This is a genomic window from Streptomyces sp. NPDC104814 (assembly GCF_055583185.1).
In genome coordinates, this window is record NZ_JBVJOL010000006.1 from 245508 (window position 1) to 258878 (window position 13371).

A 13371-nucleotide genomic window follows, 5' to 3' on the forward strand; every position below is an offset into this window, starting at 1 on the left:
CATGCATCCCGCACGCCGCCGCCTCACCGCTGCCCTGGACGGCCTCTCCGCCACCTTCCGCGGTATGACCGCGCATCCGGACGAGTGCAACTGCACCTGCCACTGGGGCAGCGAGGAGGAGCTCTCCCTCCTGAAAACACCGGACGTGGAACTGGAGCCCGACCTCCTGCGCCGGACCTGGCAGGCCGTCGACTGGACGGACCACGCCGCCGTACTGCGCCGCATCCTGCCGCAGTTCGCCAGGACCCTGGTCGCCGGCCGGGTGGAGCCCCTGCTCGGACTCGAAGAGGTGGGATACTCCTTCGCCCGGGGCCGCTGGCAGCAGTGGCCCGAGGAACAGGCGTACGCCGTACGCGAGTTCCTGCACGCATGGTGGGTGCAGACCTTCACCGATCCGGACGCGGCCGTACCGGCGCACCAGGTCTTGGCGATGTGCGCCGAGGCGTCCGGAACGCTCGCCCCCTGGCTCGCCGACTGGGAGACCCACACCGGACAGCTCAGCGACCGACGCCTCGCCGAGGCGGCCGCGGAGTGGGAGTACGAGCTCCTGGGAGACGGCCTGCCCTGGCACGTCGACTGGTACGAGCACGACGAGGACCAGACCCGCACAGAACTGGTCGCCTGGCTCCTCGCCCACGCAGCACCCCGCCTCCGCGCCTCCGGCGCACCGCAGGACCTGCAACACCGCATAAGCCTGCTGGCCCTCACGGGCGAGGCCCGCTGGACGGCCCCCCACTGGCCGGGCCACCGCTACTGACCGAGCACGCCACGGCCCCGCCGATCTCACCGATCAAGAAACCCGTGACAGCAGCAAAACGGCCCGGACCAAGATCGGTCCGAGCCGTTCGTGCTGGTGCCCCCGGCAGGATTCGAACCTGCGACACCCGCTTTAGGAGAGCGGTGCTCTATCCCCTGAGCTACGAAGGCGGCGCCGCCGGATGCCCGGACGGCTGATGACAGGGTAGCGGATGCGTCTGGCCGGGGGAGGGAGCAAGGTCGTCAGTCTGCCGGGGGAGGGTCCGAGACGAACCAGCCTCGCTGGGGTACCGCGTACACCCAGCCCTCGTCGGCGAGCAGGCCGAGACCCCGGCGCACCGTCGTCCGGGCGATCCCGTACCGCTGCACGAGCCGCGCCTCGCTCGGCAGCATCCGCCCGGGCTGCCAGTCGCCGCGTCGGATCTGCGCGCGCAGGATCTCCGCCAGTTGCCGGTACGGCGTGAGGGGCGCGCCGGGGTCGATCCCGGCGTCCGGGCTCATGCGGAGGCATCCGGGGGCAGCGGGTCGGAGATGAAGGTGCCCAGGCCGACCTCGCCGCGTGTCCAGCCCTGCTTCCCTCACGTGCCGCATGGCCTTCGCAGCCGTCGCGTTCACCACGCCGAACTCCTGGGCGATCTCCAGGGTGGACGGCACCCGGCTGCCCGGAGGGTATGTGCCGTCCTTGATGCGGTGGGTGATCTCCGCCGCGATCTGGTGCCAGAGGGGGCGGGTGCGATCAAGGTCCATGGGGGTCAGCGTGGAGGATCGGGGCGCGCTGTGTCCCTGGGTTCCGTGATCATCACGCTCTCGGGTGGTCCGCGTGTCCGCGTTGTCCTCGCCCGGCGGGAGGGCGCGGAAATGGGCCTCACATAGAGGGGACCCGCGTGAAGCGGGATGCTGTGTGGAGGTCTTTTTCTATGTGGGATGCCGTTGTGCGGAGTTCCGGGAGGAGGGTCTCCACGCAGGCCTCCGGGGTGCGGCGGGCCGCGTGTGTCGCTGTGGTCAGGGAGGCGAGGACCTTGCCGTCGGCGTCGTGGAGCGGGACGGCCAAGGTGCGCAGGCCTGCTTCCAGTTCCGCGTTCAGCAGGACGTAGGGGGCCGGCTTTCCGGCCGGTGGGTGCAGGATGCGGCCCGCCGAGGTCTGGGACGAGGGCAGGCCCGTGCCCAGGGGGATGTTCGCGCTCATGACCCTGTGGTGCGTCGCGCGGGCCACGTACTGGATCTGCTGCGGGGACGGCGTGCGGATCGCCAGTGCCGTCGATTCCTGGATGCGGGCCGTCAGGTCCCTCAGATGGGGCTCCGCGATGTCCGGCAGTGTGGTGCGCGAGAGGGGTGGGAAGCCGAGGGAGAGCACGCGCGGGGTCAAGGAGAACGTGCGGTCCGGCGCCGCTTCGACCAGGCCCAGGTGCTCGTACGTGATCAGTGCCCTGCGGGCGGTCGCCTTCGCCAGGCCCGTCGCCTGGGCCACCTCCGTGAGGGTCAGCGTTCCTCTGCCCTCGCCGAACGCCGTCAGGACGGTCAGGCCGCGTGCCAGGGATTCGACGAAGGTGCGGCCCAGTTCGTTCTTCGACGCCGTCGTCCACGTCGCCAGGCCGGTGGGGGGAGGCGGGGCGGGCTGCGAAGTGGGGGCCGCGGTCAGGGCCTTCTCCATCGCTCCCACCGCCTCCCGCAGGCGCGGGAGCAGGCTTGCCGCCAGGTCGTCCGCCGTGTGACGGCTCGTGTGGCTCACCACGCTCGCCACGCAGGCGATGCGCCCGCTCCCCGGGTCCCGCACCGGCGCCGAGACCGCCACCAGGCCCGGTTCGATCAGCTGGTCGTCCAGGGACCAGCCGTCGTGCGCCGCCTGCCGGGCACGGTGGACGAACTCCTCGGCCGGGTACGGCCGTTCGCGCGGGGGTACGGCCGTGAAGGCGGCGTCTCGCGGGTCCGCCGCCCGGCGTTCGTGCCAGCGGCTCCAGCCGGCGTCCGTCCACTCGGTGGCGAAGAGCGGGCCGGGGGCCGTGCGCTCGGCCGGGAGCAGGTCGCCGATGCGGAAGCTCAGCGACATCGCACGGCGCCGGGTCGCCTGGTGGATGAACCGGATGCCGTCGCGGTCGGCGACCGCCAGCGACACCGACTCGTCCAGTTCGTCCGCCAGCGCGTCCGCCGGTGCCGACAGCAGCGCCGGCAGGCGCAGGGCCGCCAGGTAGGCGTTGCCCAGTTCCATCACGCGCGGGGTCAGGATCGCGTCGCGGCCGTCCAGGCGGACGTATCCCATGCGGGCCAGGGTCGAGGTGATGCGGTCCACCGTGGAGCGCGCCAGGCCCGTGGTCCGCTCCAGGGCGCTCAGGCTGAGCGTGCCGCCCGCCTCCGTGAGGCGGTGCAGTACGGCGACACCGCGGATCAGCGGGGTGACGGCCTCCGCCGGGGGCGGCGCGGTGGCCCCGGAGGTCGGGTGGGCGGCGTCGGGCGGATGCATGGGCCGTACGGTCTCCGGGCTGGCGGGGGGACGATCTCGCTCACACCGTATCCGCAGGACCGGTGGCCGGTCCCTCGTGTGACGGCCGCCGGGGGTTCTCGTGCTGCTGCACCGTCGTTCTACCTCCGCGTCACCCGGACCAGCACCTCGCCCTCGGCTCCGCCCTCTCCGTCCGGTTCCGTCACCGTGATGCGGATGCCGTGCCGGGGGTCCTCGAAGGTCTGGCCCGGGACGAAGGTGGCGTCGGAGAGCTCGGCGTGGACGTTCGGGCTGCGGGTGCAGCCGCCGCTGTTGCGGCGCGAGTCGTACACCTGCACCGGGCCCATGCCCGTGTCCACCCCGGCGTTCACCCGGTAGATCAGGACGCCCGGCCGGCACACCGCCTCGTCGTTGCCCTCCCGGGTGCGCAGCTCCAGCGCGTATCCGGTACGGGCGTCGAGCGGGACGAAGACCAGCTTGGGCCCGCCGGACCGGGCGAGCGGGGTGAGGGGGAACTCCGCGGTCCCGGGGGAGGCGGCGCAGCGGACCTGGTCGGCGTCGAGCCAGCCCAGCTTCCACTTGTGCCAGCCGAGCAGGTCGTTGTCGGCACCCCAGTCCTCGCTCATGATGTCCCAGTGGCCGACCGCGCCTCCGCCGTCCGCGGTGTAGAGGTCGGGCAGCCCGAAGACATGGCCGTTCTCGTGCGGCAGGACCCGGTAGCCGGTGCGGGCGTAGGAGCCGGAGCCGTCGTCCTGGCGGGAGTAGACGAACGAGGCGTTGGCGATCGGGACGCCGTCCGCGACGGGGGCCTCCGCGTTGCCGGCGAACGTCACCGACAGCACGGTGTCCAGCGCGGAGGGGCCCGCGTTCGGCGTGACCAGCACGTTGAGCAGGTCGTAGTCGCTGAAGTCCACCTGGGCGTCGGCGGTGGCCACGATGTCCTGGACCAGCGCGCGGTAGCCCGGGTCGAAGGGGGCGCCGCGCTCTATGCCGTACGCCTTGAACGGCTTCGGCATGTGCAGCCAGTCCGGGATCGGGGTGAACGGGCGGTAGTCCAGGCGGCCGTAGGAGCCGGTGCGGAACCATCGCTGGGTCTGCGGGAAGAACTCGTGGAAGCGGTCCATCGCCTTGCCCTGTCCCCGCGCGTCCGGGAAGTCGATCATCAGGGTGAGCGCGCGCACGGTCCCCGTGGAGTGCGCGTAGCCGCCGGCGGTGGGCACCCCCTCGGACATCTGGACGGACGGGCCGCCGCTGATCATGCAGGGGCCCAGTGCGGTGGACCGGGACAGCGCCGCGACGGGACCGGCCCCGGCCGGGGAGGCGCCCGGCATCAGGTGCCCGCTGCCGGCGGACGTGCTGACGGCGAGGGTCAGCAGCGTGACGGAGGCGAGGGCGGCCGTGCGGCGCGGGCGTATCCGGCGGTGCGTTCCCCTCCGGGGTCGCTGCGGCTGCATGCAGGGCCCTTCCCTCCAGGCAGCCGCCGACTCCCGGCTGCACCCATGCGATCACCCTCTGTCGCAGGCGGGGCGCTCGCGCGCTGGAGCGGGCCGATCGGGGGTCGGATGGTGGGGGATGGGAGTGCGGGGGCGGTGGCCGTGATGAGGGTGTCGAGCGGGCGCCGGAGCGGAGAAAGTCGCCTGTGACCCACGTCACCGGAAATCTCTCCGGCGGAGGGAAATAACCGGGGACGGTCTCCCCGTTTAGTCAGGTGTTCGCGCGAAACGGGGACAGCATCCCCGGATCGTGAGGCACCCCCGGAGATGCACCCCAGAGACACCCGGACAGACACCCCGAGGAGTACACCGTGACGATCACCGCAACCGCGCCGCGCAAGGTGACCCGGCCGCGTGCCGACGCCCTGCGCAACCGCGAGCGCATCGTCACCGCCGCGCGGGAGATGTTCGTCGAGCACGGCCCCGACGTGCCGCTCGACGAGGTCGCCCGCCGGGCCGGCGTCGGCAACGCCACGGTGTACCGCAACTTCCCCGACCGCGACGCCCTCGTCCGCGAGGTCGTCTGCTCCGTCATGGACCGTACGGCGCGGGCGGCCGAGGAGGCACTCGCCGAGACCGGGGACGCCTTCGAGGCGCTCGAGCGCTTCGCGCACACGGCCGCCGACGAGCGGATCAGCGCGCTGTGCCCGATGGTGGCCACGACCTTCGACAAGAACCACCCCGACCTGGAGGCGGCGCGGCAGGGGGCCGAACGCCTCATCGCGGAGCTCATGGACCGTGCCAAGGCGGCCGGCCAGCTCCGCACCGACGTCGAGGTCGGCGATCTGGTGATCGCCGTCGCACAGCTCAGCCGGCCCCCGGCCGGCACGGGCTGCGGCAGCCTCGACCGCTTCGTCCACCGCCATCTGCAGCTATTCCTGGACGGGCTGCGGGCCCCGGCCCGCTCCACCCTGCCCGGCACGGCGGCGACCGTGGAGGACCTGCGCACCGCCTGAGCCCGACACCCGAGACCCACACCTGAGCGATTAGTTCCACACGCGCTGTCCGTCTGCACAACGAACGGCGTTCCGCAGCCGCCGTCCGTCCGCACACCGGACGGTGACCTCACCGGCCCCCACCCGGGCCGAGCCGTTCCTTCGGCTACCGATTTTTCCTTTACCACACGTTTTTTCCGTCACGAAGTCCCGAAGTGGGTACCCCCATGTCCGAAACAGCCCTCAAGGCTCCCGGCGCCGTCCGCAGCGGCGGCGACGCCAACCGCTGGAAGGCGCTCGTCTTCATCGCGCTCGCCCAGCTGATGGTCGTCCTCGACGCCACCATCGTGAACATCGCCCTTCCCTCCGCCCAGACCGACCTCGGCATCTCCGACGGCAACCGGCAGTGGGTCGTCACCGCCTACGCCCTCGCCTTCGGTGGTCTGCTGCTGTTCGGCGGCCGTATCGCCGACCTGTGGGGCCGCAAGCGCGCCTTCGTCCTCGGCCTCGGCGGTTTCGCCGCCGCGTCCGCGCTCGGCGGTGCGGCGACCACCGGCGCGATGATGTTCGGCGCCCGCGCGCTGCAGGGTGCCTTCGGCGCGCTGCTCGCGCCCGCCGCCCTGTCCCTGCTCGCGGTGATGTTCACCGACGCCAAGGAGCGCGCCAAGGCGTTCGGCATCTACGGCGCCATCGCCGGCGGTGGCGGCGCGGTCGGCCTGATCCTCGGCGGCTTCCTCACCGAGTACCTGGACTGGCGCTGGACGTTCTTCGTGAACATCCCGTTCGCCATCGTCGCCGCGCTCGGCGCCTACTTCGTCATCCGTGAGCCGGAGGGCGGCCGCAACCGCTCCCCGCTCGACATCCCCGGCGTGGTCCTGTCCACCCTCGGCCTGGTCGCGCTGGTCTACGGCTTCACCCGCGCCGAGTCCGACGGCTGGAGCGACACCGTGACCGTGGCGATGTTCGTCATCTCCGCCGTCTCGCTGATCGCCTTCGCGCTCGTCGAGTCCCGGGTGAAGGCCCCGCTGCTGCCGCTGCGCGTGGTGACCGACCGCAACCGCGGCGGTATCTACCTCTCCCTCGGTCTCGCGATCATCGGCATGTTCGGCCTGTTCCTCTTCCTGACCTACTACCTGCAGGTCGTGAAGGGCTACTCGCCGGTCAAGACCGGCTTCGCGTTCCTGCCGATGGTGGCCGGCATGATCACCGGCTCCACCCAGATCGGCACCCGGCTGATGACCCGGATCCCGGCCCGCTTCCTGATGGGCCCCGGCTTCCTGGTCGCAGCGCTCGGCATGCTGGTGCTGACCCAGCTGAAGATCGACTCCTCGTACGGCACGCAGCTGCTGCCCGCGATGGTGCTGCTCGGCCTCGGCATGGGTACGGCGTTCATGCCGGCGATGTCCCTGGCCACCCAGGGCGTGCAGCCCCGGGACGCCGGTGTGGCCTCCGCGATGGTCAACACCTCGCAGCAGGTGGGCGGCGCGATCGGCACCGCCCTGCTGAACACCATCGCCGCGTCCGCGACCACGTCGTACGTCAAGGACCACATCGCGTCCGCCGCCGGCAAGCCGCAGCAGCAGCTGGTCGCGCTGCAGGGCATGGTGCACGGCTACAGCACCGCGATCTGGTTCGCCGTCGGTATCCTCGCGGTCGCCGCGCTGATCGCCTTCACCTTCGTCAACGCCGGCCGTCCGGGCTCCACCACGGTGGCCTCCGGGGACGGCGACCGCATCGAGGACGAGGTGCCGGTGCCGGTGGTGGCCCACTGAGCGCCCGCCTGAATTAGCGGAGCCAGGGCAGGTCCGCACCCGCTTCGTTGGGCTGGAGGCCCTCGGCGACGATCTCCATGATCTCGCCGAGGGCCTTCTGCTGTGCCGGGCTGAGCCGCTCGAACAGCGCCTGGCGAACGGCGGTGACATGGCCGGGCGCGGTGCGCCGGAGCACCTCCAGGCCCTCGTCGGTGAGGACGGCGAACTGGCCGCGCTTGTCGGAGGGGCAGTCCTCGCGGCGTACCCAGCCGTTCTTCTCCAGCCGAGCCACGGCGTGCGAGAGCCGGGAGCGGGTGATCTTCGCCTGCATCGCCAGCTCGGTCATCCGCAGCCGGCGGCGCGGGGCCTCGGCCAGGCCCACGAGCAGGCCGTAATAGATGTGCGGCATGCCCGCGTCGCGCTGCAGCTGCCGGTCGAGGTGGTCCTCCAGCAGGGTGGTGGCGTGCAGGTACGCGCGCCAGACGCGCTGTTCCTCCGCGGTGAGCCAGCGGGGCGGTTCCGCGGCGGGGGAGGAGGCGGAGGATGCGGGTGCCGTGGTCATGACTCCACTGTACGGCTCCTGTTCTTGAATCTTAAACAAATCGGGCGTACCCTCGGAGAATGGAAAGCTTTAGTTTTAAAGCATCTCTTTGTTGGGAGTAGTGCCGATGTCCGCCGCCACCCAGGAGCGCATGCCCGCCCTGTACCTCAGCCACGGCGCCCCGCCGCTCGCGGACGACCCCGTCTGGCCCGGCGAGCTGGCCGCCTGGTCCGCCGCACTGCCGCGGCCGAAGGCGATCCTGATGGTCTCCGCGCACTGGGAGGAGGCCCCGCTCGCCCTCGGCGCCACCACGACCGTGCCGCTCGTCTACGACTTCTGGGGCTTTCCCGAGCACTACTACCGCGTGCGCTACGACGCGCCGGGCGCCCCGGAGCTGGCCGAGAGCGTGCGCAAGCTGCTGCGCGCCCCCGGTATGCCGGTGCAGGACATCCCCGACCGGGGCCTGGACCACGGCGCGTACGTGCCGCTCGTCGAGATGTACCCCGGCGCCGACATCCCCGTCCTCCAGGTCTCCATGCCGACCCTCGACCCGGTCCGGCTGATGGAGATCGGCCGCCGGCTCGCGCCGCTGCGCGACGAGGGCGTACTGATCGTCGGTTCCGGCTTCTTCACCCACAACCTCGCCGCGCTGCGGCACGCCGGCTCCACCCCGGCCTGGTCCGCGGAGTTCGACGACTGGGGGCGGCGGGCCCTGGAGGGCGGCGACACCGACGCCCTGCTGGACTTCCTGCACCGCTCCCCGGCCGGCCGGCTCGCCCACCCGCGCACGGAGCACTTCGCCCCGCTGTTCGTGACCATGGGTGCGGCCGACGCCGCCGGGGAACTCGGTGACCAGAGGTCGGTGATCGACGGCTTCTGGATGGGCCTCGCCAAGCGCTCGGTGCAGTTCGGCTGACGCCCGCATAAAGGCCGGATATGCCCTGTCCCTCAAAAGGCTGTGAGTTCGCCCGCGCGGCAACCTTCGGCGCGTACCGGTCGTCTTCCGGGGTGGGAGAGCGGTGAGCAAGGCGCTCTCCCGGGGTGGGTGAGGGCGGTCGCGCCGTGTGTGACGGGCGTCTCACCCGCGCAGGGAGCGGAGCTGTGCATGAGGGACGCGAGGGTGGCCTTCGCTGGGCTTCACCCCCGCCCTGACCTGCACCTCTCGGTGCCTGTCGGCGCCGCACAGCGGCGTGCGGCCGGACAGGGTACTGCATGATCAGAAAAATCGGGGGTCGGGTTGGGAATTCTGTCCGGATTCCAGTCGTTGTTTCCATCGGATGCAGGGCACCCGAGGAGAGTCCGAGGAGTCCGGAGGAGGGTCCGGAAGACCTCGGCGGCGCCTCCCGCCGTGCCGAGTGTCCGACGGACCACCCGCTGACCCACCATCGCAAGGGAGCACGCATGGCAACCCGTGCCGTCGCCCGTCGTAAGTCCGCCACCGGCGAGACGGCCGACGCGGCAAGCAGTGTTCGCGCCACCGGCGACATCGCCGACCGCGATCTGGTCGGCATGTACCTCGACGAGATCGCGCGGACACCGCTGCTCGACGCCGCCAAGGAGGTCGAGCTGTCCCAGCAGATCGAGGCGGGTGTCTTCGCACGGCAGATCCTCGACGGGTACGAGGAGTCCCCGTCGGACGCGAGCCGTGAGGAGCTTCAGGCCCTGATCGACCAGGGGGAGCGGGCCAAGGACGTCTTCATCCGCTCCAACCTCCGCCTGGTCGTCGCCGTGGCCCGCCGTTACCCGCGCAGCGGCCTGCCCCTGCTGGACCTGATCCAGGAGGGCAACGCCGGTCTGGTCCGCGCGGTCGAGAAGTTCGACTACCGCAAGGGCTTCAAGTTCTCCACGTACGCCACGTGGTGGATCCGCCAGGCGATCACCCGCTCGATAGCGGACCAGTCGCGCACGATCCGGCTGCCCGTCCACCTGGTCGAGGAGCTGGGCCGCATCCGCCGCGTGCAGCGCGAGTTCAACCGTGAGCACGGGCGCGACCCGGAGCCCACGGAGATCGCCGCCGAGCTCGGCTCCACGCCGGAGCGGGTCATCGACGTACTGGACTGGGCCCGCGACCCCGTCTCGCTGAACATGTCGGTGGACGACGAGGGCGAGACCCAGTTCGGCGACCTGCTGGAGGACACCTCCGCGGTGAGCCCCGAGCAGTCGGTGCTCACGCTGCTGCGCAGCGAGGAGCTGGACGACCTGATCGGCCGCCTCGACCAGCGCACGGCGTCCATCATCAAGATGCGGTACGGCATCGACGACGGGCGCGAGCGCACGCTGACCGAGGTCGGCAAGGAGCACGGTCTGACGCGCGAGCGCATCCGCCAGATCGAGAAGCACGCCCTGCTGGAGCTGAAGAAGCTGGCCCGCGACACGGGCTTCGACGCGGCGGCCTGACATCGCGCCCGCAGGGGCGTGTTCCCGCCGGCCGGTGTGCGCGGTCGCGTGCGCCGGGTGGCGGAACACCGCGCAAACATGGCGTTGTTCCGCCGCTTCAACCCTCAAAGCCGGGGGAACAACACCTCAGGGTATGGGAGTTCGGATCCAGATCCCGGAACTCCCGCCCAGGCAAACCGTTTCAGCGGCCGGCCCACGAGCCAACCGAACCACGTCCCGACGCACATCCCCCCCGGCGCCGGGACTTCCCCCGAGCCGGGCTTCGGCGCCCACCCCCCCCCGGGCGCCGGAGTCCGGCTCTTCTTGCGCGCCAGGAGTCGCGAAAGGGCGGGCCACCCCGTACCTGAACCACGGGGTGACCCGCCCGGACGGCAGATTCTGTCATACGGCCGATCACCGCCCGGCAACGGGCCGTCACGCCCCGCGCCCGGCCCCCGCCTGCGCCGCCCTGCTCAGTCGTTCCCCCATCTCCCGTACGGCGTCCACCAGTTCCGCCGGCTGTCGTACCGTGAAGCCGAAGCCCAGCATCGCCAGGCGGGCCGCCAGCCACTCCACCGGACCGCTGCCCCGCCCGCGCAGCACGCATCCGCCGCCCTCCTCCGGCTCCGGCGCCCCGACCCACCCCGGCAGCCGCGCCGCGACCACGTCCACCGGCTCGGCGAACGCGACGACATAGTCGTAGGACTCCTGTCCGCGCTGCATCGAGCGGCGCAGGTACTCCGCCGCGCTGCCCTCCGGCAGCTCCCGGGGCACGAACCGTGCGCCCGTGGCGAACGGCTCGCTCACCCGGTCCACGCGGAACGTGCGCCAGTCCTCGCGTTCGAGGTCGTAGGCGACGAGGTACCACCGCCGTCCCGTCGACACCAGCCGGTACGGCTCGGTCAGCCGCCGGGACCGGGTGCCGTCGGCGGCCCGGTAGGCGAACCGCAGCCGCTCCCGCCCGGCCACCGTGGACGCCATCACGGTGAGCGTCTCGGGCGCGATGCTCGGCCCGTCTCCGCTGGTCAGCGGTGTGGTCGCGGCCTGAAGCGTGGTCACCCGGTGGCGCAGCCGCGACGGCAGCACCTGCTCGAGCTTGGCCAAAGCCCGTACCGACGCCTCCTCCAGGCCCTCGACCGCGTGCCCGGCGCCCGCCCGCAGTCCCACCGCGATGGCCACCGCCTCCTCGTCGTCGAGCACCAGCGGCGGCAGGGCCTTGCCCGCGACGAGCCGGTAGCCGCCGTCCGCACCCATGCTCGCCTGCACGGGATAGCCGAGTTCGCGCAGCCGGTCGACGTCCCGGCGGATCGTGCGACGCGAGACTCCGAGCCGCTCGGCGAGCTCGCCACCGGGCCATTCGCGGGGCGTCTGGAGAAGCGAGAGCAGCTGCAGTAGCCGGGCCGGAGTATCGGTCGTCATGGAGTCGAGGATGCCGCAGAACTAGGACATGATCTGACCTACTGGCCCTCTACCTTCGGTGCATGACCTCCACCGAGACCGAAACGCACCTCACCGCACCACCCGCCGCCGGTGACCGTCGCCGCTGGTTCGCCCTGGCCATCGTGATGACCGCGGCCTTCATGGACCTCGTCGACGTGACGATCGTCAACATCGCGATCCCGTCCATCCAGCGGGACGCCGGCGCCTCGTTCAGCCAGATCCAGTGGATCACCGCCGGTTACGCGCTCGCCTTCGCGGCCGGTCTCATCACCGGCGGCCGGCTCGGTGACATCCACGGCCGCAAGCGGGTCTTCCTGCTCGGCATCGGCGGCTTCACGCTGGCCTCCGCGCTGTGCGGTTTCGCCGCGAACCCGGAGATGCTCGTCGCCTCCCGGGTGCTGCAGGGCGGCATGGCGGCGCTGATGGTGCCCCAGGTGCTGTCGATCGTGCACGCCACGTTCCCGGCGCACGAACGCGGCAAGGTCTTCGGCCTGTTCGGCGCGATCATCGGGCTGGGCGCGGTGTCGGGTCCGCTGCTGGGCGCCCTGCTGACGGAGTGGAACCTCTTCGGTCTGGAGTGGCGGCCCATCTTCCTGATCAACCTGCCGGTCGGACTGGCCGCCTGGTTCCTCGGCCGCCGATTCATCACCGAGTCCCGCGCCCCGCGCGCCCTCAAGCTCGACCTGGTCGGCGTGGCCCTGGTGACGCTGGGGCTGCTGATGCTGCTCTACCCGCTCACCCGCGGCCGTGAGCTGGGCTGGCCGCTGTGGGGGTACGGCTCGATGGCCGGTGCGCTCGTCGTCTTCGGGGTCATGGTCGCCTACGAGCGGCGCAAGGCGGCGCGGGACGGCTCGCCGCTGGTGGAGCTGTCGCTGTTCCGGATCAAGAGCTTCGCGGCGGGCATCGCCGTGCAGACGGTGTTCGGGATCGCCCTCGGTGTGTTCTTCCTGGTGTGGACGCTGTACATGCAGATGGGGCTTGGCTGGAGCCCGCTGAAGGCCGGCCTGACCGGCGTGCCGTTCTCGATCGCGGTGTCCCTGGCGGCGGGGCTGAGCGTGCAGAAGCTGGTCCCGCGGTTCGGGCGCGGGGTGCTGCAGGCGGGCGCGCTGATCATGGCGCTGGGCGTGCTGCTGTATCTCGCGGAGGCGGGGCACTACGGCCTGTCCATCGCCCCCTGGCAGATGGCGCTGCCGCTGGTGGTGATGGGCCTGGGGATGGGCCTGATCGTCGCGCCGCTGACCGACGCGGTGCTGTCCCAGGTGCCGCGCGAGCACGCCGGTTCGGCGTCCGGGCTGATCAACACCGTGCAGCAGATGGGCAACGCGCTGGGGCTCGGCCTGGTCTCGGTGGTCTTCTTCGGTGAGATCGGCGACCGGCTGACCCCGGCCGAGGTGGGCCCGGCCTTCGTGCACGCCTTCCAGCACGCGCTGGGCTGGGTGGCGGCGGTGATGGCCGTGATCTTCCTGCTGATGGCCGCGCTGCCGAAGCGTCCGGCGCAGCACGTGGAGGGCGCGCCGGCCGACGAGCCCACTGCGGCGGCGGAGAAGGAGCGGGAACTGGTGCACTGAGCACCACTGTCCAAGGGCCCGGCACCCGAGGTGCCGGGCCCTTGTCGTGCCCGGCCGTTTCCGCCTCGATTTCC

The 13371-nt window shown here is 71.6% G+C and carries 11 protein-coding genes, 1 tRNA gene and 1 pseudogene; 6 read left to right on the forward strand and 7 right to left on the reverse strand.

The features are described from left to right. Position 1 precedes the first annotated feature (1 nt). The gene (locus ACZ64A_RS21780) at positions 2-757 is read left to right on the forward strand and encodes a hypothetical protein (protein ID WP_469812282.1); all 756 of its coding nucleotides are present in this window, start codon (positions 2-4) and stop codon (positions 755-757) included. 94 nt (positions 758-851) lie between these two features. Here ACZ64A_RS21780 and ACZ64A_RS21785 read toward each other — a convergent pair. The 5 genes and pseudogenes from ACZ64A_RS21785 to ACZ64A_RS21805 form a co-directional block, all read right to left on the reverse strand. Further along, positions 852-927, reverse strand: a tRNA-Arg gene (locus ACZ64A_RS21785). 72 nt (positions 928-999) lie between these two features. Continuing rightward, positions 1000-1257, reverse strand: a complete 258-nt coding sequence (locus ACZ64A_RS21790; protein WP_469812284.1) for a GntR family transcriptional regulator — start codon at positions 1255-1257, stop codon at positions 1000-1002. Then, positions 1254-1503 (reverse strand): annotated as a pseudogene (locus ACZ64A_RS21795) (GntR family transcriptional regulator). The gene ACZ64A_RS21790 and the pseudogene ACZ64A_RS21795 overlap by 4 nt, the downstream one beginning before the upstream one ends. Before the next feature lie 118 nt (positions 1504-1621). Beyond that, positions 1622-3214 carry a helix-turn-helix domain-containing protein gene (locus tag ACZ64A_RS21800; RefSeq protein WP_469812286.1) on the reverse strand — a complete coding sequence of 531 codons (1593 nt, stop codon included), beginning with the start codon at positions 3212-3214 and terminating at the stop codon, positions 1622-1624. Positions 3215-3333: 119 nt separating this feature from the next. After that, positions 3334-4647, reverse strand: a complete 1314-nt coding sequence (locus ACZ64A_RS21805) for a M6 family metalloprotease domain-containing protein (RefSeq protein ID WP_469812288.1) — start codon at positions 4645-4647, stop codon at positions 3334-3336. A 350-nt stretch (positions 4648-4997) separates the two neighbouring features. On the opposite strand from ACZ64A_RS21805, the gene ACZ64A_RS21810 reads away from it, so the two are divergent. Together ACZ64A_RS21810 and ACZ64A_RS21815 are read left to right on the forward strand one after the other, a co-directional pair. Then, positions 4998-5642 carry a TetR/AcrR family transcriptional regulator gene (locus ACZ64A_RS21810; protein ID WP_469812290.1) on the forward strand — a complete coding sequence of 215 codons (645 nt, stop codon included), beginning with the start codon at positions 4998-5000 and terminating at the stop codon, positions 5640-5642. Between the two features lie 206 nt (positions 5643-5848). Next, complete coding sequence (locus tag ACZ64A_RS21815) at positions 5849-7393, forward strand: MFS transporter (RefSeq protein ID WP_469812292.1); 1545 nt, start codon at positions 5849-5851, stop codon at positions 7391-7393. A 13-nt stretch (positions 7394-7406) separates the two neighbouring features. Here the strand turns inward: ACZ64A_RS21815 and ACZ64A_RS21820 are convergent, their stop codons facing one another. After that, the gene (locus ACZ64A_RS21820; RefSeq protein WP_469812294.1) at positions 7407-7934 is read right to left on the reverse strand and encodes a MarR family winged helix-turn-helix transcriptional regulator; all 528 of its coding nucleotides are present in this window, start codon (positions 7932-7934) and stop codon (positions 7407-7409) included. Positions 7935-8040: 106 nt separating this feature from the next. Between ACZ64A_RS21820 and ACZ64A_RS21825 the strand changes: the two genes are divergently transcribed. Together ACZ64A_RS21825 and ACZ64A_RS21830 are read left to right on the forward strand one after the other, a co-directional pair. Then, complete coding sequence (locus ACZ64A_RS21825; RefSeq protein WP_469812296.1) at positions 8041-8829, forward strand: dioxygenase family protein; 789 nt, start codon at positions 8041-8043, stop codon at positions 8827-8829. Between the two features lie 485 nt (positions 8830-9314). Continuing rightward, positions 9315-10310, forward strand: a complete 996-nt coding sequence (locus ACZ64A_RS21830; RefSeq protein ID WP_469812298.1) for a sigma-70 family RNA polymerase sigma factor — start codon at positions 9315-9317, stop codon at positions 10308-10310. A gap of 414 nt (positions 10311-10724) precedes the next feature. On the opposite strand, the gene ACZ64A_RS21835 is transcribed toward ACZ64A_RS21830, so the two are convergent. Next, positions 10725-11708 (reverse strand): helix-turn-helix transcriptional regulator, encoded by a 984-nt coding sequence (locus ACZ64A_RS21835; RefSeq protein ID WP_469812300.1) that lies wholly within the window; start codon positions 11706-11708, stop codon positions 10725-10727. A 62-nt stretch (positions 11709-11770) separates the two neighbouring features. Here ACZ64A_RS21835 and ACZ64A_RS21840 point away from each other — a divergent pair, with 62 nt between their 5' ends. Continuing rightward, the gene (locus tag ACZ64A_RS21840) at positions 11771-13297 is read left to right on the forward strand and encodes an MFS transporter (protein ID WP_469812302.1); all 1527 of its coding nucleotides are present in this window, start codon (positions 11771-11773) and stop codon (positions 13295-13297) included. Positions 13298-13371 lie beyond the last annotated feature (74 nt).